The 26,418-nt window shown below is 58.4% G+C and carries 25 protein-coding genes; 9 read left to right on the top strand and 16 right to left on the bottom strand.

Annotated features, from left to right (window positions below):
* Nucleotides 1-45: 45 nt before the first annotated feature.
* The 9 genes from ABJD00_RS04620 to ABJD00_RS04660 form a co-directional block, all read right to left on the bottom strand.
* Nucleotides 46-1,977: a beta-galactosidase gene (locus ABJD00_RS04620; protein ID WP_413829857.1), complete on the bottom strand. Its 1,932-nt coding sequence runs from the start codon at nucleotides 1,975-1,977 to the stop codon at nucleotides 46-48.
* Nucleotides 1,974-2,807 carry an SMP-30/gluconolactonase/LRE family protein gene (locus ABJD00_RS04625; protein ID WP_413829859.1) on the bottom strand — a complete coding sequence of 278 codons (834 nt, stop codon included), beginning with the start codon at nucleotides 2,805-2,807 and terminating at the stop codon, nucleotides 1,974-1,976. Before ABJD00_RS04625 ends, ABJD00_RS04620 begins: the two co-directional genes overlap by 4 nt.
* Nucleotides 2,807-3,409, bottom strand: coding sequence for a 2-dehydro-3-deoxy-6-phosphogalactonate aldolase (locus ABJD00_RS04630; RefSeq protein ID WP_413829861.1), 603 nt, complete (start codon nucleotides 3,407-3,409; stop codon nucleotides 2,807-2,809). Before ABJD00_RS04630 ends, ABJD00_RS04625 begins: the two co-directional genes overlap by 1 nt.
* The gene (locus ABJD00_RS04635; protein WP_413829863.1) at nucleotides 3,406-4,290 is read right to left on the bottom strand and encodes a 2-dehydro-3-deoxygalactonokinase; all 885 of its coding nucleotides are present in this window, start codon (nucleotides 4,288-4,290) and stop codon (nucleotides 3,406-3,408) included. Before ABJD00_RS04635 ends, ABJD00_RS04630 begins: the two co-directional genes overlap by 4 nt.
* Nucleotides 4,290-5,060 carry an SDR family NAD(P)-dependent oxidoreductase gene (locus ABJD00_RS04640; protein ID WP_413829865.1) on the bottom strand — a complete coding sequence of 257 codons (771 nt, stop codon included), beginning with the start codon at nucleotides 5,058-5,060 and terminating at the stop codon, nucleotides 4,290-4,292. Before ABJD00_RS04640 ends, ABJD00_RS04635 begins: the two co-directional genes overlap by 1 nt.
* A gap of 25 nt (nucleotides 5,061-5,085) precedes the next feature.
* Nucleotides 5,086-7,170 carry an alpha-galactosidase gene (locus ABJD00_RS04645; protein WP_413829867.1) on the bottom strand — a complete coding sequence of 695 codons (2,085 nt, stop codon included), beginning with the start codon at nucleotides 7,168-7,170 and terminating at the stop codon, nucleotides 5,086-5,088.
* On the bottom strand, nucleotides 7,167-8,015 hold the full coding sequence (locus tag ABJD00_RS04650; protein ID WP_108838273.1) for a carbohydrate ABC transporter permease: 849 nt from the start codon (nucleotides 8,013-8,015) through the stop codon (nucleotides 7,167-7,169). Before ABJD00_RS04650 ends, ABJD00_RS04645 begins: the two co-directional genes overlap by 4 nt.
* A complete protein-coding gene (locus tag ABJD00_RS04655; RefSeq protein ID WP_413829870.1) occupies nucleotides 8,015-9,010 on the bottom strand; it encodes a carbohydrate ABC transporter permease in 996 nt (331 codons plus the stop codon). Before ABJD00_RS04655 ends, ABJD00_RS04650 begins: the two co-directional genes overlap by 1 nt.
* A 135-nt stretch (nucleotides 9,011-9,145) precedes the next feature.
* Nucleotides 9,146-10,378 (bottom strand): ABC transporter substrate-binding protein, encoded by a 1,233-nt coding sequence (locus ABJD00_RS04660; protein WP_413829872.1) that lies wholly within the window; start codon nucleotides 10,376-10,378, stop codon nucleotides 9,146-9,148.
* Between the two features lie 200 nt (nucleotides 10,379-10,578).
* Here ABJD00_RS04660 and ABJD00_RS04665 point away from each other — a divergent pair, with 200 nt between their 5' ends.
* Both ABJD00_RS04665 and ABJD00_RS04670 read left to right on the top strand, forming a co-directional pair.
* The gene (locus tag ABJD00_RS04665; RefSeq protein WP_413829874.1) at nucleotides 10,579-11,367 is read left to right on the top strand and encodes an IclR family transcriptional regulator; all 789 of its coding nucleotides are present in this window, start codon (nucleotides 10,579-10,581) and stop codon (nucleotides 11,365-11,367) included.
* Nucleotides 11,368-11,392: 25 nt separating this feature from the next.
* A complete protein-coding gene (locus ABJD00_RS04670; RefSeq protein WP_413829876.1) occupies nucleotides 11,393-12,454 on the top strand; it encodes an ABC transporter ATP-binding protein in 1,062 nt (353 codons plus the stop codon).
* Nucleotides 12,455-12,753: 299 nt separating this feature from the next.
* On the opposite strand, the gene ptsP is transcribed toward ABJD00_RS04670, so the two are convergent.
* The 5 genes from ptsP to ABJD00_RS04695 form a co-directional block, all read right to left on the bottom strand.
* Nucleotides 12,754-14,994 carry a phosphoenolpyruvate--protein phosphotransferase gene (ptsP, locus tag ABJD00_RS04675; protein ID WP_413829878.1) on the bottom strand — a complete coding sequence of 747 codons (2,241 nt, stop codon included), beginning with the start codon at nucleotides 14,992-14,994 and terminating at the stop codon, nucleotides 12,754-12,756.
* A 149-nt stretch (nucleotides 14,995-15,143) separates the two neighbouring features.
* Nucleotides 15,144-16,382 carry an aspartate kinase gene (locus ABJD00_RS04680; protein WP_413829880.1) on the bottom strand — a complete coding sequence of 413 codons (1,239 nt, stop codon included), beginning with the start codon at nucleotides 16,380-16,382 and terminating at the stop codon, nucleotides 15,144-15,146.
* 171 nt (nucleotides 16,383-16,553) lie between these two features.
* Nucleotides 16,554-17,195: an SDR family NAD(P)-dependent oxidoreductase gene (locus ABJD00_RS04685; RefSeq protein ID WP_413829882.1), complete on the bottom strand. Its 642-nt coding sequence runs from the start codon at nucleotides 17,193-17,195 to the stop codon at nucleotides 16,554-16,556.
* A gap of 4 nt (nucleotides 17,196-17,199) precedes the next feature.
* Nucleotides 17,200-17,640 carry a DUF1178 family protein gene (locus ABJD00_RS04690; RefSeq protein WP_413829884.1) on the bottom strand — a complete coding sequence of 147 codons (441 nt, stop codon included), beginning with the start codon at nucleotides 17,638-17,640 and terminating at the stop codon, nucleotides 17,200-17,202.
* A gap of 53 nt (nucleotides 17,641-17,693) precedes the next feature.
* The gene (locus tag ABJD00_RS04695) at nucleotides 17,694-18,170 is read right to left on the bottom strand and encodes an NUDIX hydrolase (protein ID WP_413829886.1); all 477 of its coding nucleotides are present in this window, start codon (nucleotides 18,168-18,170) and stop codon (nucleotides 17,694-17,696) included.
* A 177-nt stretch (nucleotides 18,171-18,347) separates the two neighbouring features.
* Here ABJD00_RS04695 and modA point away from each other — a divergent pair, with 177 nt between their 5' ends.
* Genes modA through modC form a run of 3 tightly spaced genes read left to right on the top strand, consistent with a single transcriptional unit; the run spans nucleotide 18,348 to nucleotide 20,847 of the window.
* On the top strand, nucleotides 18,348-19,082 hold the full coding sequence (gene modA / locus ABJD00_RS04700) for a molybdate ABC transporter substrate-binding protein (RefSeq protein ID WP_413829888.1): 735 nt from the start codon (nucleotides 18,348-18,350) through the stop codon (nucleotides 19,080-19,082).
* Entirely contained in the window at nucleotides 19,079-19,771 is a 693-nt protein-coding gene (gene modB / locus ABJD00_RS04705) for a molybdate ABC transporter permease subunit (protein WP_413829890.1), read from the top strand. The genes modA and modB overlap by 4 nt, the downstream gene beginning before the upstream one ends.
* Entirely contained in the window at nucleotides 19,768-20,847 is a 1,080-nt protein-coding gene (gene modC, locus ABJD00_RS04710) for a molybdenum ABC transporter ATP-binding protein (RefSeq protein WP_413829892.1), read from the top strand. The genes modB and modC overlap by 4 nt, the downstream gene beginning before the upstream one ends.
* Here the strand turns inward: modC and ABJD00_RS04715 are convergent.
* Both ABJD00_RS04715 and ABJD00_RS04720 read right to left on the bottom strand, forming a co-directional pair.
* Complete coding sequence (locus tag ABJD00_RS04715) at nucleotides 20,840-21,598, bottom strand: EcsC family protein (protein ID WP_413829894.1); 759 nt, start codon at nucleotides 21,596-21,598, stop codon at nucleotides 20,840-20,842. The genes modC and ABJD00_RS04715 overlap by 8 nt on opposite strands.
* Nucleotides 21,599-21,629: 31 nt before the next feature.
* Complete coding sequence (locus tag ABJD00_RS04720) at nucleotides 21,630-22,115, bottom strand: GNAT family N-acetyltransferase (protein ID WP_413830020.1); 486 nt, start codon at nucleotides 22,113-22,115, stop codon at nucleotides 21,630-21,632.
* Nucleotides 22,116-22,202: 87 nt separating this feature from the next.
* On the opposite strand from ABJD00_RS04720, the gene ABJD00_RS04725 reads away from it, so the two are divergent.
* The 4 genes from ABJD00_RS04725 to ABJD00_RS04740 all read left to right on the top strand — a co-directional run bounded on the left by ABJD00_RS04725 (nucleotide 22,203) and on the right by ABJD00_RS04740 (nucleotide 26,406).
* On the top strand, nucleotides 22,203-22,808 hold the full coding sequence (locus ABJD00_RS04725; protein WP_413829896.1) for a flavin reductase family protein: 606 nt from the start codon (nucleotides 22,203-22,205) through the stop codon (nucleotides 22,806-22,808).
* Between the two features lie 148 nt (nucleotides 22,809-22,956).
* The gene (locus ABJD00_RS04730) at nucleotides 22,957-23,526 is read left to right on the top strand and encodes a peptidoglycan-binding domain-containing protein (RefSeq protein WP_413829898.1); all 570 of its coding nucleotides are present in this window, start codon (nucleotides 22,957-22,959) and stop codon (nucleotides 23,524-23,526) included.
* Nucleotides 23,527-23,707: 181 nt separating this feature from the next.
* A complete protein-coding gene (locus ABJD00_RS04735; RefSeq protein ID WP_413829900.1) occupies nucleotides 23,708-24,337 on the top strand; it encodes a CatB-related O-acetyltransferase in 630 nt (209 codons plus the stop codon).
* Between the two features lie 212 nt (nucleotides 24,338-24,549).
* Nucleotides 24,550-26,406: an FAD-dependent monooxygenase gene (locus tag ABJD00_RS04740; RefSeq protein WP_413829902.1), complete on the top strand. Its 1,857-nt coding sequence runs from the start codon at nucleotides 24,550-24,552 to the stop codon at nucleotides 26,404-26,406.
* Nucleotides 26,407-26,418: the final 12 nt, after the last annotated feature.

Genomic DNA, 26,418 nt, shown 5'->3' on the forward strand with positions numbered 1-26,418 from the left:
ATTTCATGAAATATATATGACAGGTGGCACGATCCCACAATTGGTTTAGATGTTGTGACGTAAAACCCCAGAGGGAGGAATGTTTTCTCTATCAATTTCAACATCTTTAGTCGAGTAGTTAAACCAAAAAACTTCTGAGTCGGTCGTGCGCCGCCGCACCCCGTCGGGCATTTCGCGCACGGCGAGGTTGGGTGCAGTCGCGCGGATTACACGTTGATGCATCGCATCATCCCCCCAACCCGCAACATAGGTCACACCCGCATCGCATCGCACCGCCGCAGGTGCGCCATCCACGGTTTGAAGGACTACTTCGCCACCGCCTGTGGTCTGCTCAAAGTACCCGATCACTTGCCCGCCTCCATCGATATCAATGGGCATATCCGGACGGATCGACTGGACACGTGACACCACCAGATCACCGCCCGGCCACGCGGGCGGCAAGGGTGTCGGTATGCAGAAATGTGTATCGCGCGCCGCGCTGCGCGGGCCCAATATCACTTCTGCCTTTGCTTGGCCGAGTGCCGATTTCAGGTCGTCGGGCATATGCATCATGCCCGGCGCCAGAACGAGGGCGTAGCCCTCAAAGTCGCGCGTGGTCGGCGGCAGGATGTCCACCGACAGACCCAACTTGCGACAGGCGCGGTACCAGTCAAACACGAGCCCAAAGTAGCTCAGATCTGCCCCGTGGGGCTGTACCGTCCACATCGCATCGGCATCGTAGTCAAACATGATGGCCACGGGGGCTTGGGCCGGACTGACATCCGGCGATTGTGCTAATTCTTCCATTACCTGCGCGGCCTCGCCAAAGGCTTCAGCCTCAACTGAATCAGGGCGCAGCAGGCCCGCATGCATCTGCTCTTGCGCAAAGGAGGCCTGCCGCCAGCGAAAGTAACACACCGCTTCAGCCCCATGGGCAAACGCCTCCCATGTCCACAGGCGGACCATGCCGGGCAAAGGCGCGGGGTTGTAAGGCGCCCAGTTCACCGGCCCCGGTTGCTGCTCCATCACCCACCAGCGCCCGTCTTTGCCGACTGCACGGTAAAGGTCATGATGAAAGGCCTGAAAATCCGGATCACCCTGCCGCGCATAGGCGCGCTTGTGTCCATCAGACATGCCAGACCGATCTTCGAGGAACCCCAACGGGTAACTGTCCCAGGATGCGATATCGAGATCCGCCCCGACCTTGAAATGATCAAAATCGGTGGTCCGGCCCATGTAGTTGTGGGCGATCGGCGCGTCCGAACAGGCGCGGATGATGTCCACCTGCGCGCGGTTGAACGCCACGACCTGATCCGAAGAAAAACGACGAAATGCATGGGCGTGGGCTGGATTTACCTCAGTCACGGTCAGGTTCGGCAGGCCGATCTGGTCAAAATCATCATAGTCCATCGACCAAAATACATTGCCCCACGCCGCATTCAGTGCGTCGATGTCACCGTCATTGCCGCGATAAGATGCAGGGCCCGGAAACTGCACACGCAACCAATCCTGAAACGCCCGCTTTGCACACTCTGAATAGCTAAGCGTTGTATCATGACAGCTATACTCATTGTCCGTTTGCCATGCTGCAATATATGGGTTTTTTCCATAACGTTCAGAAAGTTGCGCGACGATCCTGCGGCATTCTTCCAAGTACCCGCTGTGGGAAAAGCAGTAGTGGCGGCGCGATCCGTAGCCACGCACACGGCCATCCGCATCCACCGGCAGCATGTCCGGATGCTTGGCCACAACCCACGCAGGCGGTGTCGCGGTGGGGGTGCCCAGTACAACCTTCAGTCCTGCCGCCCCGAGGGTCTCGATTGCGCGGTCCAGCCAATCAAAGTCATAAGCACCCTCAACCGGCTCCATCCGTTTCCATGCGAATTCGCCGATGCGCACCCATGTCAGGCCAAGGGTGGCCATACGCGCGGCGTCTTCTGCCCACTGCGCTTCGGGCCAGTGTTCGGGGTAGTAACAAACGCCAAGCGTGCGTTTCATAAGATCACCTGATGTTCTTGCTGGCCCATAACGCCCGCATCAATGGAAAAGGTCATGCCGCCCTGCCCCTCGTCCACACCGTTCGCGGCAGTGGTGACGAACAGTGTTGTGCCATCTGGCCCGCCAAACGCCGGACAGGTGGCTTGCGACGCTGGCAACAAGATGCTCCGTTTGAAAACGCCATCAGCGCCGTAACACGCCACACGCCCGGCACCCCACTGCGCGTTCCACAGGTTGCCGTCCGCGTCGACAACGGCACCGTCCGGATTCAGACCGTCAGCGCGCAAGTCAACAAACACCTCAGGCTCTCCCTTTGGCCAGCCGTCGGTATCCAGCGCAACCTTTTGAATGCGTTGCGAAAACGTATCCGCAAAATAGGCTGTGCCGCCATCTGGTGCAAAACAGATCGCATTGGAAATCGTGATCCGGTCAAACAACTGGCGCAGCTCCCCCCGGTAATAGCGATAAATCGCGCCCGCATGGGCCTCGGCCTTTATGCCCATCGTACCGATCCAGAACCCACCCTGTGGGTCTGCACGGCCATCGTTAGAGCGGGTCAATGGATCATCTGCCTCAAGAGGCACAATCAATTCGCGCGCTCCGCTGGAAATATCAAACCGCCACAACCCGCTGGCAGAGGCGATCAGCAGCGTGTCATCATCCACCCAACCGGCGGCCGAAACATATTCGTCAAAAGACCAGCTGTGGCGGGTAGCGCCCTTACAATGAAGGGTGTTGTCCAAAATATCGAACCAGAACAGCGCTTTGCGTGTTGGATGCCAAAGCGGGCCTTCGCCCAGACGGCACGGATGCGTGGCAAAGACGTCCATCAGACCCTCGCGTCGTATGCCGCAACCATATCTGCCGCGCGTGCGGCGACATCCGCTACCGACATGCCCGGCTTGTAAAGGGCCGACCCGATGCCAAACCCGGTGATCCCGGCGGCAAACCAGTCGGCAAAATCCGCAGGCCCAACACCCCCGACCGCATAGGTCTTGGTGCCTTTGGGCAGCACGGCGCCGATGGCCTTCAGCCCCTCAACACCCAACAGTGATGCAGGAAAAAGTTTCAGTCCGTCCGCCCCGGCCTGCAACGCAGCAAAACACTCGGTTGGCGTCATCACGCCGGGAAACGACAGCATTCCCGCCTGTTTTGTCGCCACGATGATGGAGGCATTTGCGTCCGGAGACACGACCATATGCGCGCCCATTTTGTAGAGCTTTTCGACATCGCGCACATCCAGAACCGTGCCCGCCCCAATCATCGCATCGCCGCCATGCGACAGCAACATTTTCGAAATGCTGTCAAAGGGTTGCGGGGAGTTCAGCGGTACTTCGATCCGGGTGATCCCGGCCTCGACCAGCGCATCGGCCACGGGCCCCGCTTCATCCGGGGTGATCCCACGCAGGATGGCAATAATCTCTCGGCTCATGCGGCCTCTCCATAAATCTGGGTCCAGGCGGCGGTCAGGCCTGCCAATGTCATGTCCTCGACGCCCGCGCTGTGGCACGGCACCGATTGCATGGCTAGCGCGTCAGCATAGGCGCGCGACAGGGACTCGGCCCCAATCAACGCCACTTGCTGGCCCAACCAATAGGGACGCATCGCCGCCAGTTCCGCACCGATCAGCAGCCCCGACAAACGCGCACGCGCCGCATCCGGGTTCAATCCGTCCAACAGCCCTTCGGCCCTGAGCGAAAACAGGGACGCAGCCAACCCTTCGGGGCGCGACAACGCCTGACTTACACCAGAGGCAAAGCTTGCCGCGTCCCACCCCTTGCCCACCGAGTGGCGCAAGACCGACTGTGTAGAGAGCAGCGCAAACATCTCGCCAGTCATCGCTGTGCGAAAACTCACGATCTCGCCGGCGCTGATATGGACCCATTTAGTGTGCGTGCCGGGCAGGCAGATAACTCCGTCAAAACCGGGGTTCGTCGCCAGATATCCTGCGATCTGCGTCTCTTCCCCACGCATCACGTCTGCCGGTTTGGTCTGTTTCACACCCGGCAAAATGCGGACATCAACACCCGGCACCTGCACCGCCTCACCTGCACCGGGCGGAGAACACGGGGCCGTCGCATAGGGCGCCTCGGCCCAGCCCTGACGCGATCCCACCATGCCACAGGCAAGCACCGGCGCCGGCAGCGCGTCACCAACAAGTGCGCGCAAGGCGGGTTCAAAATCCGACCGGTCCAACGCACCCATGCCCGCATCTGACTGCCGTCGTTCCACGACGGTTCCATCCCCGCGCATCAACCACGCGCGCAGATGCGACGTGCCCCAATCAACCGCAATCCACGACGCTCCACTCATCAGCCCGTCACCGCCACGCCGCCATCAACCACAACCGCCTGTCCCGTCATCATACGGCTTGCGTCTGAGGCCATGAACAAAACCGCCCCAACAATATCGCGCGGCTCCAGATGTTCCTTGAGGCACTGGCGTTCCATATGGGCCTCTAACCCCTCGGGCGTGGCCCACATATCCAGTTGTTTCTGCGTCAGCACCCACCCCGGGGCCAGCGCGTTCACACGGATCTTATCTGGGCCAAACTCGCGCGCGAGGCTGCGGGTCATGCCGTTGATCGCCGAATTGGCGCCTGTATAAAGCGGATAGCCTGCATTCCCCATCATGTAACTGATCGAGGAAAAATTGATGATCGACCCGCCACCAGCGGCCTGCATGCCGGGCGTAACCGCCTGACAGGCAAAGAAATAAGCCTTGAGGTTGATCGCAATCATCCAGTCAAAGAAATCGCTGTCGACCTCTGCCGTGGTGTGACGTTTGTCATTGGCGGCATTGTTCACCAGCGTCGTCACCGTTCCGTGCGCCTCGGCGGCTTGGGCAATGCACGCTTTGAGTGCTGCATCATCCGTTATGTCACAGGGCATGAACAGCGGGCGGTTGCCATACTTCTCTTCCATCTCGTCGCAAAAGGCAGTTGCGTCCGAACGTTGAACAAATGCGACCTTCGCCCCCTGTTCCAGAAACCCTTCGGTCAGCGAGGCCCCGATACCGGACCCGCCCCCGGTGATGAACACTGAAGCGCCCGCAAGATCGTGGAATGTGACTGTCTCTTTCATCTCGATACTCTCTCTCATGCAAGGCTCAGGCCAGATCGCCTTTGATCACCCACATTCGTTCAGGAAAACTCCACGGCAGCGTGAGGCCATGGTACATCAAATAGGCGCCGCTCACCACAAAGGGCCCCGCTTTCAGCGCATTCGCCCCGCGCGACAAGTGGCCGACATCAGCACGATTGATCAACTCGACACGGTACTTCGCCTCAGGACTCAGGCGCGTCAGGCGCAAGGGGCGCGGCGCGATTTGGTCAGATGTCGCGGCCTTGCCCGCAAAGACAACAAACTGCCCGCCCCCCTCTTCTAGGTGTTGTTCGGCCATCACGGCCGGGTCGGCACTGTCCAATCGCAAAATGTCGGCGCCATACATCCAGTCGCGATTGGCCTTCCACCAGGCGGTGACGTCGCGCAGAACGTCGGCCTCTTCTTCCGTCAACTCGCGCGGGTCCATCTCGAACCCCATATGGCGCTGTGCGGCAACCCAAGCGCGGAACCGGATATCCAGCGTGCGACCTGATGTGTGACACGTACGCGGTCCTACATGGCTGCCAGTGACGGCCATCGGCAGGAAGATTGAGGCGTTGTGCTGGATGCGCAGTCGCTCGACCGCATCATTGCTGTCGCTCAGCCAAACGCGCTGTGTGCGCTCCATGATGCCGAAGTCAATCCGACCCCCGCCCGAGGCGCAGCTTTCAATCTCCACATGCGGAAACTCACGGCGCAACCGATCCAGCAGCGCATAAGACCCCCGTGTCTGCGCAGCATCCGGCATGGGCAAAACGCGATTGTGGTCCCATTTGATGTATTCAATGTCATGGCGTGACAGGATGTCGCTGATGCGTGAAAACAGGAACGACTGCACATCTGGCCGGGCCATATCCAGCGCCATTTGCTGACGCCCCATGATCTGATCCTCGCCGCCAAGCGCCCAATCGGGATGGGCGCGGAAGATGTCGGAATTCGGGTTGATCATCTCTGGTTCGAACCAGATGCCGAAGGTCATACCAAGACCTTTGACGTGATCGATCAGAGGCGTGAGACCATCAGGGTACTTCCGAGGATCAACTTCCCAGTCGCTCAGCGCCTGGGTGTCATCATCCCGGCTGCCAAACCAACCGTCATCCAGCACAAAGCGTTCAGCCCCCAGTGCTACGGCACGTTCTGCGATGTCCTTCAACTCACTGAGATTGTGGTTAAAATAGACTGCCTCCCAACAATTGTAATGCACAGGACGCGGTGCGTCGGGCCGAGGGAACGTGACCACACGGTCGCGCAGATGGCGTTGGAATGCGACCGCGCACCCATTGAGCCCATCATCTGAGAACACTGCATAGAGCTTGCCTGTGGCAAAGTGGGTTTGCGCATGCCCTTCCATCCGTGCGGCATGTCCAAACTGGACCTGGCGACGGCCATCAGGCAGTTCTTCGGCCACCATGCGGTGCCCGCCCGACCAGCCATAATGGAACGCATAGGCCTGCCCCGTCGCGTTGCTTGCGCCGCGCACCGGTGCAATCAGCCCCGGAAAGTGCTCATGCCCTGTACGCCCAGTGCGGTTCTCGCGATAGCGAATGCCGGGAGACCACGGCGTGCGATTCATCTGAAACTCGCCACACCAGCGCCCGGCAAAATCGATCATCTCGTCACTGAGCTGCGGGGCCGGAAATACGGGTGCTGCCAACCAATGCAGATGCATCGGGTGATCGGCTTCCAGTTCAGCACTCGCTTCGATGATGTGCATTACCGGATCAATGGCAAAGCGGGCGCGGTAGGTCAGCACACGGGACTGATCCATGTAGGTCAGGATCAGAACATTTTCGCCCACATCCGCCCGCTCAAGACAGAACTTGGGCAGAAACGGTGTGCCGTCGCCATTGCGAATTATCAGCCCCGGCTGGCCGGGAAAGGACCGTGTCGCCTCGGGGCAGATGCTCAGCTCTGGGTTCACGTCAAGCATGCCGCCCGTCACATCAAGCGAATAGGCCTCATAGAGGGTGGCTAGGTCTTCGCTCTCCGGCAGGCTTGGCCCCCAATAGACGACCTCCGCCAACCGGCCACGATCGGACCCCAAGACCAGTGTCTGGCGCCCATCGTCCAGCCGCCAGCATGCGCTCACTTCACGGCACCCATGGTCAGGCCTGAAATGAAGTGCTTCTGCATCAGGAAGAAGCACGCAACTGGTGGGATCGCCGCCAACAGGGACGCCGCAGACACCAGATGCCAGTTGTTCACAAATTGCCCGTTCAACGCACGCACTCCGGCGGTGATCGGCTTGGCCGCCTCGCCTTGGGTCAGCACGTTGGCCCAGAAAAAGTCGTTCCAGACGAACGTAAAGATTAGCACCGCCAGCGCCGCAATCGCAGGGCGCACAAGTGGCAGGATCACATACCAGAAAATCTTCCACTCCGCGATGCCCTCGATCCGCGCGGATTCGACCAAATCAAAGGGCAACGCCTTGATAAAATTGCGCATAAAAAGCGTACAAAAGCCTGTCTGGAAAGCCGCATGGAACAGGAACTGACCCGCGATGGTGTCATAAAGACCCGTCTGCACAGACATATCCCGCACCGGGACCATCAGGATCTGAAACGGGATAAAGTTACCGGCCACGAACAAAAAGAACAGCGGCAGCGCGACCCGGAATTTGTAGATTGCCAGCGCATAGCCAGCAAGGCAGGCCAGAGCGACCGAGATCGCGACCGTGGGCACGGTGATCAGCACCGAATTCCACATGTACTGGGCGGCGGCGGATTGGGTGAAGACTGCCGTGTAATTGTCGATCAACGCAAACTCGGACGGCCAGCCAAACACGTTGCCCGAGTTGATATCTTTGGCCGACCGGATCGAGGTCAGGAAAATGGCCAAAAGCGGCAACAGCCAAAGGATCAGCGCAACGGGCAAAAACGCCTGATAACCATAGCGGACAGGCGCTGAGGATTGTTCAATCGGACGCGGAAACATCAGCGCAACCCCTTTTCGTCTTGGTACATCTGCCATAGGAAATAGCTGATGAAGATCAACATGATACCGAACAGAACAGTAGCAACAGAGGACCCATAGCCATAGCGTTCGCCGTATTCGGAAATGGCCACTTCGTACATGTAATGCGACAGCACGTTGGTTGACCCAAACGGCCCCCCCTGGGTCATGATCGCGATCATATCGAAAGACCGCAGCGCGCCGATCACTGTCACCACAATCGCAATGAAAGTGGCAGGCTTGAGTTGCGGAACAACCACATACCACAGCATCTTCCAACCCTTCGCCCCGTCCAACCGCGCGGCCTCGATCTGATCAGCGGACACGTTGTTGAGGCCTGTCAGGTACAGGATCATGCAATAGGCAATCTGGGGCCACAGACCCGCGGCAATGATGCCGTAGGTCGCCCATTCGGGGCTCGACAGGATATCCGGTACGGGGCGGGCGCAGGTGAAGGTCGCATTGCCAAGGATGTTGACCGTCTCTTCGCAGAACATCGCCTTCCAAACTGTGCCGACAACCCCAAAATCCGGGTTGTAGAACCAGCCAAAGATCAGACCAACGACAACTTGAGAAATCACGAAGGGAAAGAAGAACATCGATTTGTAAAACCGCATGCCCGTCACCGTTTGGTTCAGGAACAGCGCAATGAACAGGCCCAGCGGCACGGCCAACATGTAAAGGATCAGCCACGCGAGGTTGTTGCGCAGCGAGGTCCAGAAATTCGGATCTTCCCACAGCTTGGCGTAGTTTTGGAAACCAACCCACGTGGCCGTGCTTTCTCCGTCCGCTGTGTACAGGCCGTTCCACTCATAAAGGCTCAGCCACAGGCTCTGAAAAATCGGGATCACCACGTAGATGGCAAAAAAGATGAGCGCGGGGATCAGGAAAAACCACGGGGCGACAGCCAGCTTGTTTCGCTTAAGCCAACTGGGTCGGTCTGCAACAGCGGGATTGGGGGCAACGGCGTGGGTCATGTCGGACTCCTGCTCTGGTGTCGGGGTCGCCCGATCGGGCGCAGATCAACCCTTTGAAAACGCTAAAATATAGCACTTACAATGTGTTGATAGGAAAAGTGTGGGGCGGGCGCAATCGCCCGCCCCACCTGTTGCTTACTTGTAGACTTCTTCCTGAACCGTATCGAGGCGCTCAAGGATCTCGTCCATTTTGGACGTGTCCAGCATGAACTCCTGGAAGCCTTCCATGCCCGCTTTGGCCATTTCGGCAGGTGCGTCACGGTCATAGAATTGTGCCAGACCGGCTGCGCCGTTCAGCAGGGCAAACCCTTCTTGAATGAACTTGTCATCCGAAATCTCGGCCTTGGAGTTGATAGGCAGCTGACCGATGGTTTTGTTCCACTGAGTCTGCACATCAGGGCGCGCGACGAAGGCCAGGAATTTCTTGGCATCTTCGACGTTCTTGGCGTTGGTCGGGATAAAGAATGCATCCGCAGGCGCCTCTTCGGCACCGGGGATCGACGCATCGATGGTTGGGAACGGCATAAAGTCGATCTGATCTTCGGTCAGACCTGCGTTCTTGTACCCATCAACCGAAAAATTGCCCATCACGTACATCGCCGCATCGCCATTGGCGAATGGTGCGATGGCGTCCTGCCAGGACATGGAGGCGTGGTTGTCCACAAACCCACATTCGTTGATCAGCGTTTCCCAGTTTGTGAACGTCGCCTTGATGCGGGGATCGGTGTACTTGATCTTGCCCGCAGTCAGGTCGTTATGCACGTCATAGCCGTTGGTGCGCAGGTTCAGATAGTCGAACACGCCCGCAGCCGTCCAAAGGAACTTGGTCCCGATGGTGAACGGTGTCACGCCATTTGCTTTCATCTTGCCACAAGCCGCCAGCAACTCGTCCCAAGTCTGGGGCTCTTCGAGTTCCAGCAGGTCAAAGATGTCTTTGCGGTAGTAGATGCCCCACTGGTAGTAGCTGTAAGGTACGCCCCAGATTTTACCGTCACGCGACATGGTCGGCATGATGGCTGCAAGGTCTTCTTTGAAGCCGTTTTCTTCCCACACATCATCGATGGGCTGGAACAGGCCAGCGTCAACGAAGGGCGCCATACGGTTGCCGGGATACCAGCTGGTGACGTCAGGCGCATCGGCAGTCAAAAAGTTGCGGATCGCTGTTTTGTGCGCTTCGCGGTCGTTGTTGTTGACGATCACGTTGATGTCGGGGTTTTCCTTTTGGAAAAGAGCGACAGCATCATCAAAACCCTTTTTGGGGCCTGGGTTGAGGTCGTCAAAGTTGATGACCAGATCGCGCGCGAACGCACCGCCTGCCATAGCAGACAAGGCAATAGCCGCCACAGCGGTTTTCACATTCAGGAACATGGTTTCCTCCCTTAGTTCCGTTTCTCCCGTGCCGGACCTTGTCTCATTGGCCCGGAAACGAAAAGTCAGATTTCTTTTGACTTAAAGTCTCTCTTCATGGAAGTTCCACATAGTGAAACTGCATTCCAACTATTGGAACTATGCGGTGACATGTTCGGCAGGTCAACAGATTCCTGCAGAGCAGGTTTGGGAGGACCACGATGAACAGCGCAGCGCCCCGCTCGGGGGACGGAACGATCGGCAAAGCACTTGAGGTGCTGGATCTGGTGGCGCAGGCTGAACGGCCTGTGCGGTTTTCCGAATTGCTCGCGATGTCCCCCCATCCCAAGGCGACGCTCTACCGATTGGTCCAGACGCTAACCAATCTCGGAATGCTGCGGTATGATGTGGATCGCCAGACCTATGCGCCCGGTTTGCGCCTTGTAACATTGGCCCATGCGGCATGGCGGCAAAGCTCGCTCGCACCTATCGCCCGACCACATATCGATGCCCTGAGCGAGGCATTGGGCGAAACGGTCCACCTTGCACAACTCGACGGCGGTCAGGTGCTGTACGTGGACAAACGCAACGCCGCCGACCCGATCGAGATGTTTTCCCAAGCGGGCAAAGTTGGCCCTGGGTATTGTACAGGCGTAGGCAAGGCGATGATCGCATTTCTGAGTGATGAGGCGCGCGAAACGGCGCTGTCCCAGCAAGCGTGGTTCGCCCACACTGCCCACACACACACCACACCCGACAGCCTCTCAGCGGAACTGGAAACGATTCGCGATGAGGGAATCGCCTATGACCGGGAAGAGCACGAACCTGGCATCATCTGTATCGCGGCCCCCATTCTGTCTGAAACGGGCCGCTCCATTGGAGCGCTCAGCGTAACAACTTCCACCGCACGCAAGTCACTGGACGATCTGTCCAAGCTTGCGCCGCACCTGCAATCAACTGCGCGCGACATCGCGCAGGCCGCTGCCAACTGGCAGTTCCCAAGCCAATGACATTCAATTCAAGGGGGAGAGACACATGACCGGTGTGACACTGAACAAAGCCATAAAACGCTACGGCACCACCCAAGTGATCCATGGCGTGGACCTGACCATCGACGATGGCGAATTCTGCGTCTTTGTTGGGCCTTCGGGGTGCGGCAAGTCCACCCTTTTGCGCATGATCGCCGGGCTTGAAGAAACCTCTGACGGCCAAATCAACATCGGTGCACGGGATGTGACCCACATAGACCCGGCCGCGCGAGGCGTTGCGATGGTTTTCCAGACCTACGCGCTCTATCCGCATATGACGGTCAAGGAAAACATGGGCTTTGGGCTCAAGATGAACAACGTCCCCAAGGACGAAATTGACCGCAAAGTGGGTGAAGCCAGCAAGATCCTCAAGCTGGACGAATACCTTGATCGCAAGCCCAAAGCCTTGTCTGGCGGGCAACGTCAGCGGGTTGCCATTGGGCGGTCCATCGTGCGCGGCCCCGAAGTGTTCCTGTTTGACGAACCCCTGTCGAACCTTGATGCCGAACTGCGGGTAGACATGCGGGTCGAAATTGCGCGCCTTCACAAGGAACTCGGTACCACCATGATCTACGTTACCCACGATCAGGTCGAGGCGATGACACTGGCCGACAAGATCGTGGTGCTGCGTGCAGGTTACATTGAACAGGTCGGTAGCCCGATGGATCTGTATCAGGACCCCGACAACAAGTTCGTGGCCGGCTTCATCGGTTCACCAGCGATGAACTTCGTGAACGGAGTGGCCCAAGACGGGGCAGTCGCTGTGCCCGCACTGTCTGACGCGGTGATCCCGACATCTGTTGCGCTGCCCGCTGCCGGGTCCCCCGTCATCGTCGGGGTGCGCCCTCAAGACATGGAACTCAACGCCGAAGCCTCGCCGATCAAACTCGACATCCGAGAACGTCTCGGCGGTGTGGCTTATGACTATCTAACCACGCCAACAGGCGAACGGTTGGTGGTGGAAAGCCGGGGCGACATGGCGATGGAAGAAGGGACCGAAGTCACAGTCACCTTTGATCCAACCCGCGCAATGTTCTTTGACGCCCAAAGCGAAGCGCGACTGCGCTAGGCTCAAGCCCACAAAGGTACGCTCTCAGACCGCCCATGTTCCGGCATGGGCGTTTTTTTGCCCTCAAAAGAGCTTGTGGACATCTGTTTTTCCAGTGTGGGATTAAAAGACTGTATTTGTCGATAAAATGAAATTTTTTGACAAATTTTTGGGTAAAATAGCCAATAAAGGACGGAATATAGCAAACTGTAACACCCGATTCCACGCAGAAAATGTGTACATGAAAAGTTATCCACACACAGGCTGTCACGCAGCGATGCTTCAAGAGCCTCGCTTAACAGATTAAAATTAATGAAAAGTTAACCTTGCTGTCGCAAGTACTCCATGATCGCCGGACGGACGTTCATTTCGCCGCGATGGCGCGCATCAGCGATCACCTTGCGGACCTCTGCCAGATTGGACCGACGCAGCAGGGATTTGACAGGCCCGACAGAGGCCGGACGCATGGACAGGTTGCGCAAGCCAATCGCCGCAAGGCACAGCGCCTCAACCGGACGTCCCGCGTCTTCGCCGCAGAATGACAAAGGGGTGTCCGTGATCGCACAGCGTTCCACGATCCGCTCGATAAAGCTCAGAAAAGAGACGTTCAGCGTATCATAGCGCCTACGCACACGTTCATTCTCACGGTCGGCCGCAAAGAAAAACTGCTTCAGATCGTTGCCGCCAATCGACAGAAATCCGACCTGTTCAAAGAATTTCTGCGGCGCAAAAGCAAGGCTTGGTGTCTCAAGCATGGCCCCCACTTCAATGTCCTCAGGCAGCACATTTCCCAGCGCGCGCTCGCGCTCAATGGCCTTGTCCATCAGGGCGCTGGCTTGGGTGTATTCCTCAAACTGCGCCACAAACGGAAACATCACCGTCAAGGGACGCCCGTTTGCTGCACGCAGCAGGGCCTGCAATTGCATCAACATAACGCCAGGCTTGTCCAGGCCCACACGGATCGCGCGCCAGCCAAGGGCTGGGTTGGGTTCATCGTTTGGCTTCATATATGGCAGCACCTTGTCCGACCCGATGTCGAGGGTGCGAAAAACCACCTTCTTGCCGCCCGCAGCATCCAGCACGCGGGCATAAAGCGCAGACAACTCCGAGCGTTTGGGCATCTGGTTGCGGATCAAAAACTGCAATTCGGTCCGAAAAAGGCCAACCCCTTCGGCCCCCGACCCTTCAAGTGACGGTAAATCGGCCATCAAACCCGCATTCATGTTGAGGGCGATAACCTCGCCGCACAACGTTTCTGCAGGTTTGTCACGGATGGAGACATAGCGTTCAGCGGCAGCCGCCTGCATTGCCATCTTGTCACGAAACGCAGAAACCACCTGATCATCCGGGCGCAGATGCACAATCCCCTGTTCGCCGTCCACCAGCACATGGTCACCGTTTAGCGCCTCTAGCGTGGCGCGGTCCGCATGAACGATCAGCGGAATAGCCAGCGCACGCGCGACAATCGCCGCATGAGACCCGACAGATCCCGCCTCCAGCACGATTCCCTTCAGCGCTCGCCCATAATCAAGCAATTCCGCAGGCCCAATATTGCGGGCCACAAGTATCGGATCAGGCGGCATGTCTGCGCCCGTATCCTTGCCCTGCCCCGTAAGAATACGCAGCAATCGGTTGGACAAATCGTCCAGATCGCTCAAACGCTCGCGCAAATAGTTGTCGCTCGCCTGGCCCATGCGGGCGCGGGCCAACGACTGCTCTTTTTCCACCGCCGCTTCGGCGCTGAGACCGTTGGCGATATCCTCCTCCATCCGGCGCATCCACCCTTTGGAATTGGCAAACATCCGGTAGGCCTCAAGCACCTCGGCCTGTTCCTTGTCCGCACTTGCAAGGGCCAGCATTTTGTCGACACCGACACGCAGCTCCTCAACGCTGTCATGCAGCCGCTCTAGTTCGCGGTGGGGGTCGTCGGCAATGGGGTTGGTAACGACTACGCGGGGCTCATGCAGCCAGATATGGCCCTCAGCCACGCCTTCTTGTGCAATCGTGCCGCGCAGCATCGCAGGTTGGCTGTGGCGCTTGCCCATTGCGCTGCCTTCGCCGACGAAAGCGCCCAGCTCCGTCATTTCTGCAAGCACCATGGCGACCACTTCAAGGGCGTAAATCTCGTCCGCCGAATATTCTCGCGCATCCTTGGACTGAACCACAAGAACGCCCAGCGCTTCGCCAAGCCGTTGTACAGGCACGCCGAGAAAACTGGAAAACACTTCTTCGCCCGTTTCCGGCATATAGCGGAAACCACGGGCCGCGGGGGCATTGGCCGTGTTGACGACCTCGCGACGGCGGGCCACGCGACCGACAAGCCCCTCGCCCAGCCGCATCCGGGTTTGGTGCACGGATTCGGGGTTCAAACCCTCAGTGGCACAAAGTTCCAGTGTTTCTTCATCCCGAAACAGGTAGATTGAGCACACTTCAGTGCCGATACTGTCCGCAATTAAATGGGTGATCTTGTCCAGACGCGCCTGCCCAGGGTCATCCCCAGCCATGGCATCGCGCAACCGCCCCAAAAGTTTGCGGCTTTCTGTTTCCACCCGTTCGGACATTGGCCCACGCCCCTCAAAGTCTTGGAGAACAGTTTAGAACACAGACCCTCAAAAAGCGAAACGACAAAGCGTGCCCCGCTGTCGCATTATTCCATCACAGGTGGCAGAATGCGCAGTTCATACGCCTACCCACCGTAGGCGTTGAATCGCTATGCCGCCTTTTCCAATTCAAATGCGTCGTGCAACGCCTGAACTGCCAGTTCCATGTATTTGCGATCAATCAGCACCGAAATCTTGATTTCCGAGGTGGTGATGACCTTGATATTGATGCCCTCTGCGCTCAGGCATTCAAACATTTTGGCGGCCACGCCGGTGTGACTGCGCATGCCAATCCCCACGACACTGACCTTGGCGACGTCCGTATCCGCAATCAATTCATGAAAGTTGATCACGCCCGCAGTCTTCGCCTCATCCATGGCCTTTTCGGCCCGTTTGACCTGATCCGTTGGGCAGGAAAAGGTCATATCGGTGCGACCCTCTTCGCTGATGTTCTGTACGATCATGTCGACATTGACGCCGCCCACACTCAACGCACTAAAGATCGAAGCGGCAATGCCGGGGCGATCTGCAACACTGACGAGGGTCATTTTGGCCTCATCCCGGCTATAGGCGACACCGGCTACAACATTGCTTTCCATGATTTCCTCCTCATCACACACCAGTGTCCCGGCGGTATCGGATTGCTCTTCAAAACTGCTTAGAACGCGCAACCGCACCTTGTAGCGCATGGCCAACTCGACCGACCGGGTCTGCAAAACCTTGGCCCCCAACGAGGCCAGTTCCAACATTTCCTCAAACGAGATGCGATCCAGCTTGCGGGCCTTATCGGTGATGCGCGGATCGGTTGTATAGACGCCATCCACATCCGTGTAGATGTCGCAGCGCTCCGCCCCAAAAGAAGCCGCAAAGGCGACAGCAGTGGTGTCAGAGCCACCGCGTCCCAATGTGGTGATGCGCCCTTCGGGGCTCACACCCTGAAAACCTGCGACAACTGCAACGCGCATGCCCTCATTGAACTTTGCCATGATGTTGGCTGGCGGGATCTCTTCGATCCGCGCACTGGAATGGGCCGAGGTCGTGCGCACCGGCACTTGCCAGCCCTGCCAGGACCGCGCGGGCACATCCATTTCCTGCAACGTCAGCGCCATCAATCCAGCTGTCACGTTCTCACCAGAGGACACGACAGCGTCATATTCACGCGCATCAAACAAAGGCGACGTTTCGTTGACCCAGCCGACCAGTTCATTGGTCTTACCCGACATGGCCGACACGATGACGATCACATCGTAGCCCTTGGCCACTTCGACGCCTACACGCTTTGCCGCACGGCGAATGCGGTCCAGCGTGGCAACCGAGGTGCCACCGAATTTCATCACAAGTACAGGCATGCTGTGCCCCAAATTCTAGTCCGCCCGGGCCATATCGCCCCCCCGAGCCAGTTGCAAGGCAACGGCGACAACACGGCGCCTTCACTTGGTTAAAGATACTACGGGAAGTCGCGCCGGCGACGGGGCAAAGCCCCTAAAACATGACTTCACTCCAACGGCGTGTCCGCAGGATCAGTAGGGATGCGCCCGCCCGTCCCACGTCTCAAAACACCCCGAGGTGTCGAAAGACAGCGCCTCAAACCGATCAACCAGGCCGGCCACAGACTGATCCACCGTGATCGCCGCCGACGCTCCGCCCATGTCCGTCTGCACCCAACCGGGGTGATAAATGCCCACAGCCACCTCACCATCCAAATCTGCTGCAAGGTTTCGCCCAAGGTTCAGGACAGCAGCCTTGGAGGACCGGTAAATGTAACTGCCCCCAGGTGCCCGGGTTTGCGACGCCATCTGGGACGAAATGATCGCGATTCTTGGCCGCGCTGCGCGGCGCAAATTGGGCAACAGCGCCTGAACAGTTAAAAACACGCCCGTCACATTGGCCGCAAAAGTCTGCGCCCAAATATCAGCGGCATAGCCGGTCTCCAATGTCTCCCCACGATCCAGATAGACACCCGCATTGCATACCAGCAGATCAACCGGCACGTCCGCCAACCGCTGCGCCAGTACGCTGTGGTCACTGGGTTGCGTGACATCCAGCGTCACATCAGCCCCTGCCGAGCGGCCCGTACCCACAACGCTGTGCCCAGCGCGCGTGTAATGAGCGGCCAGCCCGGCACCAATGCCGCGGGTCGCCCCGGTGATTACAATATTCATATGTTCAGTTGACCTTACGGGTTGGAATGAAAGGCAGCGGGACGACAGGCACACCGTCGTCAATCAGGGCCTTGGCCTCGGTTGGATTGGCCTCTCCCCAGATCGGACGCTCAGGTGCATCACCCAGATGGATATCACGCGCGTCTTTGGCAAAATCCTTGCCCACATAGGTTGCGTTCTTTTCCACCTCAGCCCGCATCTTGGAAAGGGTGGCTTCGACGTCCGCTTTTGTGCTAGGGGCCTGCGGCACCGGGTCGGACGGCGCAACGGCGACAGCTTTTGAGGTGCTGACACGCGGGGCCATGATCGCCTTTTCAACATCGGAAGACCTACAGATCACACAAGCCAGATGGCCGGACGACTGCAAGGTGTCAAAGGCAGACGCACTGGCAAACCAGCTCTCAAAATCATGCCCTTCGGCGCATTTCAAAGTGTACTTGATCATGGTCGGTTAAACATAAACCGGTGCGCGCTGTGCGCAATGGGCGTCTTTGCAACTTAGTAAAGCGCGCGTGGGTCGAAATCCCGCAAGATACGAGACAATTCAGGCTCATCCACCATGCTCGCCGCTTTCTTGCGGCTCACCCATTTACGGGTGCGCTGACCGGCCTCGGGGAACGCGTCTGCCAGTGACTTCACCTTGACGCCATAAACCATGGCCACACAAGGCAAGTCATAATCAACATCGTCCAGCACCTTGCTGTAGGAAAACAGTCCCAAGGGCCGGGGATCCGGCGTGCCATGTACACCCGCTTCTTCCCAAGCTTCCCGAGCGGCGCTCTCAGCAGGTGTTTTTCCATCCATCGGCCAGCCTTTGGGCAAAATCCAACGTCCAGACCCGCGCGATGTCACCAGCAGCACCTGAATCTTGTCGTTTTTCACACGATAGCACAGTGCTGCAAACTGGGTGCGCACATCGGTCTTGTCGGCTTGTCCAAACGACAAAGGCAACTGTTTGATAATTGGGGCGGTCACGACCCTACTCTCCAATAATTTCAAAAAATATATGCTACATCTGCGCAGATATCCAGATTTCTTTCCGATTCCAACAAGATATGCCATTTATGTTACCATTTTGATGACAGTGGGACGTGCCCAAATAGGTATTTACGGCTTGAGCCGACCCAGACCTTGGCCAATAGTGCCCCTGCAATGAAAACGTATATCTGGATCAAAGGCTTGGCAGTCTTACTTGCCCTTGCGTGGGCACCGACCAGCCTTTGGGCGGGCCCGCTCAGCATCTTTGCCGCTGCCAGCCTGCAAGGCCCCCTCGACACAGTCGCCGCAGACTATGATGGGGCCAGCACGATCAGCTATGGCGGCAGCGGGACCATGGCCCGCCAAGTCAGTCTGGGTGCTCCGGCTGATGTGGTCATTCTGGCCAATGAAACATGGGCAAACTGGCTGTTTGATCAGGGCCATGTGCCAACACAGCCACGCCCACTTTTGTCCAACGAGCTGGTGCTCGTGACGCCGTTGGGTGGGCCAACATTTGGTTCCATGGATGCAACCACACTGCGCGATGCACTGGGCTCAGGTCGGCTCGCCATGGGCCAACACATGTCTGTGCCAGCGGGCATCTACGCCTCTGCGTGGCTCAAGACCATTAACGCATGGGACACATTGCGCCCTCATCTTGCCGAAACCGAAAACGTCCGCGCCGCCCTCGCCCTTGTGGCGCGCGGAGAGGCGCCTGTCGGCATCGTTTACGTGTCTGACGCTCAGGCCAGCGCAAAAGTGGCCGTCGCATGGGCGATCCCGGCACATCAGCACCCGAAAATCCTCTATCACGGTCTTGCCCTGACACAGGAAGGCGACGCTTTCCTTGACCACCTTATCACCCGCATCGCCCTGTTTGAGGCGGCGGGCTTCACGGCCCTGCCATGAGCCTTGATCCAGCAGGCTGGGACGCACTGAGACTGTCGCTTTTGGTTGGTGTGGTGGCCACGCTGCTTGCCCTGCCGCTGGCCATATGGGTCGCATGGCTGCTGGCACGGCGCGACTTTTGGGGCAAATCGATCCTCAACGCCGCCGTTCACCTGCCGCTGGTTTTGCCCCCGGTGGTCACAGGCTACCTCTTGTTGATCGCGTTCGGACGTACGGGGCCCGCAGGCATCTTTCTCGAAAAAACCTTCGGGCTTGTGCTGGCCTTCCGCTGGACGGGCGCGGTGCTGGCAGCCATCTTCATGGGCTTTCCGCTCATGGTGCGCGCCATCCGGCTCGCGATCGAGGCGGTAGACCCCAAAATCGAAGCTGCCGCGCGCACACTTGGCGCCCCACCTGTCGCCGTCTTCGCCACGATCACCCTGCCCCTCATCACGCCCGGCATCCTTGCGGGGGGCGTCATGGGGTTTGCCAAGGCGATCGGAGAATTCGGGGCCACCATCACCTTTGTTGCCAACATCCCCGGGCAAACCCAAACCCTTCCTTCGGCCATTTACGCATTGCTGCAAGTCCCGGGTGGTGAAAACGCGGCCATCGCCCTTGTCCTGTGGGCCTGTGTGCTCGCGTTGGGGGCCGTCGTGCTGTCCGAATGGCTTGCCCGCCGCGTGGCAAAACGGATCGCTGGCACATGAGCCTCAAGGTCGCCATAACCCACCGCTTTGACAGCTTTGACCTCGACGTCGGGTTCGAGGCTGGCCTCGGCGTTACCGCGCTCTTTGGGCGCTCTGGCGCGGGCAAGACCACCATCGTGAACGCCATCGCCGGGCTGTTGCGCCCTGATGCCGCCCAGATCACCCTCAACGACACCGTCTTTAACAGCGCGCAGACCTTCCTGCCCGCGCACAGACGGCGGATTGGCTACGTCTTTCAGGATGCAAGGCTGTTTCCGCACCTCACAGTGGCGGAAAATCTGGACTATGCAGGGCGTTTTGGCGCGCGGGCCAAAGGACGTACGCACATTGTTGACCTTCTCGGGATTGGTGATCTGCTGGTTCGCCGCCCCGCCACCCTGTCAGGGGGCGAAAAACAACGGGTCGCTCTGGGCCGCGCGCTTTTGTCTGATCCCGCACTCCTGTTGATGGACGAACCACTTGCCGCGCTCGACGGGCCGCGCAAATCCGACATCCTGCCTTATCTCGACCGGCTCAAATCCGACACCGGCGTGCCTATCCTCTATGTCAGCCACGCCGTAGAAGAGGTCGCTCGGCTCGCCGATCACATGGTGCTCTTGTCGAAGGGCAAGGTTACGCGCAGCGGTCCCTTGTTCGAAGTGATGGCCGACCCCACCGCCGTGCCCCTCTTGGGGGTCCGAGAGGCAGGTGCGGTCTTGCAGGCAAGGGTCACTGACCACGGGCCTGACGGCCTGTCCACACTGCAAGTTGCGGCTGGCACACTGAACCTGCTCGGTGTGCAGGCTCCTATCGGCGCACAGGTGCGATTGCGGGTATTGGCCCAAGACGTGCTTTTGTCGCTCGAAATGCCGCAAGGGCTTAGCGCGCAAAACATCCTGCCAGCGACGATTGCCTCCATCCGCACAGGCGACGGCCCCGGGGCCGCAATCGCACTTGATGCTGGCGGAGAAGCGCTGTTGGCGCGGGTCACGGGCCGCGCCGTTACGTCAATGGGTTTGGAACAAGGTCAGAGCGTGTTTGCAATCATCAAGGCAACGTCAGTGGCACAAGACGCCATCTCGGGCAGCTCTACTTAAGTGCCAGCACCTCAGCCTTAAGGCGGGCCACCATCGCCTCATGAGGCTGATCCGTCTCAACCGCCAAACGGCGCAATCCGAAATGCACGTGGGCCACATCGGTGTAATAGCTGGTATAGGCGTAATTCGTCGCCGCCCCCGCCACAGCACCCAGCACAGGCACGGCTTGGGCGGCAAGCTTTTGGCCCATGACGATGGCCAAACGGGGGGCCACACGGGCAATGATCGCCTGCATGGCCGAACCCGTCAGCGCTACGCGGGCAGACAAGAAAGCCAGATCAGCCCCATCGTCATGCTCAAGCGGACCGGCGGCAGAAAACACCTGGACGCAATCAAATCGCACGGACTCCGCCGAAGGGTCAAACCCGTGTTCGACCGCGACGCCTTCGATCACGCGCAACAACAGCGTCGTTGTAACGGGCAGTTCGGCCAAGGCCGTCGGCAAGCCTCCAAAACCGCCCGCAGCCCCCATCGCCGTGCTGACAACCGAATTCAGCCATTGCGCCCGATCCGGCACCACCTGACGCGATCCACTGGCAGCGCGCAGGGCCTGTGTCAGGGCAACGCGCGCCGCACTATCCAACTGTCTGCGCACCGGGGCGGGCAAACGATCCAGCAGACCGTCGGCCCCGGTTCCAAGGGTGTTAAGGACCTGAATGCCCAGCCCCCCCGCTGACGCATAACGGTGGGCAAGGCGCGCAATCTCTGTTTCTGGGTCCAGAACGGGGCGGGCAAGAATGATCGCTGACATGGGGTATAGATTGGGCCGCGCAGCCTTCGTTTCAATTGCTGCGGGTCACTTCACCGGCAATGGCGTCCCACGCACCGGGTCGCAAGGCATGGCCCAAAACCCGCTCGGGATTGGTCGGCGGGGGCATGACAACCGCGTTCAGACGCGCAAACCCAAAGCGACCGTAATAGGGGGCATCACCGATCAACAGCACCCGCTCCCATCCTTCAGACGCCGCCGCCGCCATCGAAGTTTCGATCAAAACGGCCCCCAACCCTTCGCCCTGATGGGTCGGGTGCACGGCCACAGGGCCCAGCAGCAAGGCACGAGCCGCCCCAATACGAACCGGCCAAAACCGGATAGCACCACCGACAGTGCCGTCTGCATCACGGGCGACAAGGCTCAGGCTGGTCACCGAATCGACTCCATCACGAAGGCGGTACGACGACAACGCTTCGCGCCCGGGGGCAAAGCACAGGTCATACAGGGCCTCGACCTCCCACCAGTCGTCCGGGGTTTCTGTGGTCAAATGGAACATATGGTGCCGGATCGCAGGTCTCGTCAGGGGTGGTTGTCGCCCTAGCATGGGGGTAGTCCTTGCGCAAACCACCGATCAGGAGATTCCATGTTCTACCGCCCCGCCGATGGCCACGGCCTGCCCCACAACCCCTTCAACGCCATCGTCACGCCGCGCCCCATCGGCTGGATCTCGACACGCGGCGCGGACGGGTCGGACAATCTGGCCCCCTATTCGTTCTTTAACGGCGTGGCCTATGTGCCCCCACAGGTCATGTTTTCGTCGACCGGAACCAAAGATGACCGGGACGGCACCAAGGATTCCGTCTCCAACATCCGCGAAACCGGCGTATTTTGCGTGAACATCGTGGAATACGCGATGAAGGACGCGATGAACCAAACCTCAGGCCCATGGGAGGCCAGCACAGACGAATTCGAACTGGCCGAGATCGAAAAGGCCGAGTGCGGAGAGATCAACTGCGCCCGCGTTGGCGCAGCCCCAGCGTCCCTAGAGTGCAAGGTGACGCAAATCGTGCAAATCGAAGGGCCCTCGAACTATGTGGTCTTTGGCGAAGTGGTGGGCGTGCATATGCGCGACGACTGCCTTGTGGACGGCATTTTCGACGTGCTGCAATACCAGCCCCTGACGCGGCTAGGATATCGCGATTACGGGGTGATCCGGGACAAATTCAGCCTCAAACGCCCGGGCGAGTAAAGCTGCTTTGCAGCCATGATACGCGCCGGTCGCATCCGTCTTTGCACCGGGCTATCACACACGCAAGAGGTTGCCTACAATATGACCCCTCAGGACGCAAAGGAGCAAAGCTGCTACCGTATTATTCATATTTCTATGGAGAGATTCGATGGCTGTATTGAAAAGAGGCGCTAAGGGAAACCAGACCAAGAACGCTCAAAAGCTGCTTAACAGGAACGGAGCAAGACTGGATGAGGACGGGATTTTCGGACCTCTCACGGAAGCCGCCACAAAGAAGTTCCAGAAAAAGGTTAATCAAAAGCCCAGCGGTCAGATTGATCAAATGACGCTGGCGGCGCTGAACTATGGCAAGCCTCTGCCTGAAATGAAGACGTCGGACTACGTCAAGTTTATGGCGAAGCTCAAAAAGGACAAGGATGACAACGCCGATATTATCGCGATCAATCTGAACGCCAAGAACAAGCTGTATGATGCATATCTGACCATAAATAGGGAAACAGAAAAGGCATACGGAGCCTACTGCGCCAACGGACAGACTTGGCATGATATCTTCAAATTGGGCGGCGAGGTGGTCGTCATGCAGAAGCAGTTCGAAAAACTGCAGTTGAAGGATCCTGCCGCAGCGGAAAAACTTGCCAAAGAGTGCGCGGCCCTCGATGCAAAAATCCTGTCACTGGGGCAAAAAAAGTCTACCGCCCAATCGCAAGAAGGCCAGTGAAGCCCTAGGGCGGGCGGAAAAAGCCATGCAAGAGGCCGAAAAAGCCGTTAACGACTTCAGGAAAGCCATCAAGGCAGAAAAGGCTACTTGGTAGGCCACTAGGCAAGGCATTTTTACGTGGAGATCAGGACGCGCCGCTGTCGAACTTGCGCGTTTCGCCTGAAATCTGCAAAGACGTGATATGTTTCCAGACGCCTCCCGCTCCTATCCCGTCACCCTGCCTGATGGCTTGCACCATCAAGGTACCGTTTTTCTGGATCAGGTGATCAATCATCCGGGCTGGGATATAGGTGCCTACACCTATGCCTCCGATTTTGCAGCGCCCTCTGATTGGGCATCGCATTTGGCCCCCTACCTGTTCGGCGCGGGACCGGGTGGCCTGCGCATCGGGCGGTTCTGTCAGATCGCGCACGGGGTGCGGTTTTTGACGGCTGGGGCCAATCGCGCGACGGACGGGCTGACCACATTTCCGTTCCCCATCTTCGATCCCGCGCAAATCGCCACCTACCAACCCGATACGCGCGACACGGTGATCGGGCACGACGTGTGGCTGGGATATGGTGCGCTGGTGTGTCCGGGGGCGCGGATTGGGAATGGCGTGATCGTCGGCGCGGGGGCCGTTGTGCGGGGCGAGGTGCCCGATTTCTCAGTTGTGATCGGCAACCCCGGTCAGGTGGTCAAACGGCGGTTCTCGGACGAGGACTGCGCGCGCATGGCTCGGCTGGCATGGTGGGACTGGCCAGCAGAGCGCGTTGAGCTGGCCGTCCCGGCCTTGCTCGCTCATGATATCTCGGCGTTGGAACAGCTCTGAGCGGGCTTTTTGATGTAAAAACAGTTGGAAACCAACATGGATTCCGGCTCCGCCGGAACCGCGCCGTTGTAATTTCGATCCTCCAACTGCGTCCTTAGAGTGGACAGATTGGTTGCGACCGGATCCAAAAATTTGCACGACCACGGCACGATGCCCTATCCATTGTCGATAAGATCGCCTTGAAGACGCCACTTGGCGCGAAAGACTTGTTTATGCAGTACCATCTTGACGGCTTTCGCACCGGAGATCCTTCTATCGCCCCTGCCCGCGACTCCGTCGCCAAGGATGCCGTCGATGTTTTGATCGTTGGGTGTGGCCCTGCCGGGTTGACGCTGGCCACGCAACTCAGCGTTCTCAGTGGCATCTCGGTCCGTCTCATCGAGCGCAAACCCGGCCCGTTGGAGTTTGGTCAGGCAGACGGTATCGCGTGCCGATCGGTTGAAATATTCGAGGCGTTTGGGTTCGCAGAACGTGTGATCAAGGAAGGGTATCACGTCAACGAAGTTAGCTTTTGGAGACCGGGAACAGACGGATCATCGTTAGAACGTGCCGAGCGCATTCAGGATGTCGAAGACGATCTTTCTGAAATGCCCCACATCATCTTAAGCCAGGCGCGAGTTCACGATTTCTACCTTGAAACTATGGCAAAATCACCAAGTCGCCCGTCGCCGGATTACAGTCAGGAACTGGTTGCCCTGACCCGCGACGATGCCCACGATTTTCCCATCAAAGCAAAGATTGCCAATGTGGATCGCCCAGAAGAAACCCAAACCATTCGGGCGCGGTACGTGGTCGGCTGTGACGGCGCACGCAGCAAAGTGCGCTCCGAAATCGGGCGCGCGTTAGAAGGCAAATCGGCACGCCAGCTTTGGGGTGTGATGGATGTCTTGTGCACGACCAGCTTTCCCGACATCAGATTAAAATGTGCGATCCAGTCCGCGGATCAGGGCAGCATACTGATCATCCCGCGCGAAGGCGGCTATCTGGTGCGCCTCTACATTGAACTTGATGAATTGGGCCCTGATGAACGGGCGGCAGACCGGGGCGTCACATCAGACCAATTGATCCAGAAGGCCCGCAAAATTCTGTCTCCCTTTGACTTTGAGGTGGCCCAAGTCGCGTGGTGGTCAGCATATGAAATCGGGCAACGCGTGTGTGACGCCTTTGATGATGTCGCAAAGACAGAACGCGGGACAAAGCAGCCCCGTATATTCATCGCTGGCGATGCCTGTCACACACACAGTCCCAAGGCAGGGCAAGGGATGAATGTCTCTATGGCGGACGCCTTTAATCTGGGTTGGAAACTCGCCGCTGTTCTGCGCGGGCGATCCCCGGTCGCCCTGCTGGACACATATTCCGGCGAACGTCGCGCCAAGGCCCAAGAACTGATCGATTTTGACCGCGACATGGCGCGTCTGTTCAGCGAAAAACCGAAAACCGAAAAAGACGCGGCGCGTTTCCAAGCCTATTTCAAAAGACATGGGCGTTATACAGCGGGCGTCGAGACGCAATATGAGCCGTCTCTGATTACGGGCCCCCAGAACCATCAGCACCTTGCGTCGGGGTATCCCGTTGGCAAACGGTTCCACTCCGCTCCTGTCATTCGGCTTGGGGATGCCAAACCGATGCAGCTTGGCCATGTTCTCAGGGCCGACGGGCGTTGGCGCATTATCATCTTTGCGCCAGCCTCGGACACAGGCCGCACAGACGGTTCAGTCGGGACGTTGTGCGCGAACCTTGCGGACCTGATGAAAAACGTCACACCTGCAGGGCAGGATATCGACGCCGTCATTGACACGCGCGCTGTCTTTCAGACCGCTCACAGAGAGATGGATTTCTCGAAACTGCCAACGCTGCTGAGACCCTCAAAGGGGCAATTCGGCCTCACCGACTACGAAAAGGCGTTTTGCCCGGCACCAAGCCAAGGCGACATTTTCGATATGCGCGGCATAGACCGGATCGAAGGCGCAGCCATTGTGATCAGGCCGGATCAACATGTGGCTTTGGTAACGCCGATCACGGCGACCCAAGAAATCAAAGATTTCTTTGGCAATTTGCTGAGGGCCTAGACAGGTTCACTG

It is taken from the genome of Tateyamaria sp. (assembly GCF_039945315.1).
Lineage (GTDB): Bacteria > Pseudomonadota > Alphaproteobacteria > Rhodobacterales > Rhodobacteraceae > Tateyamaria.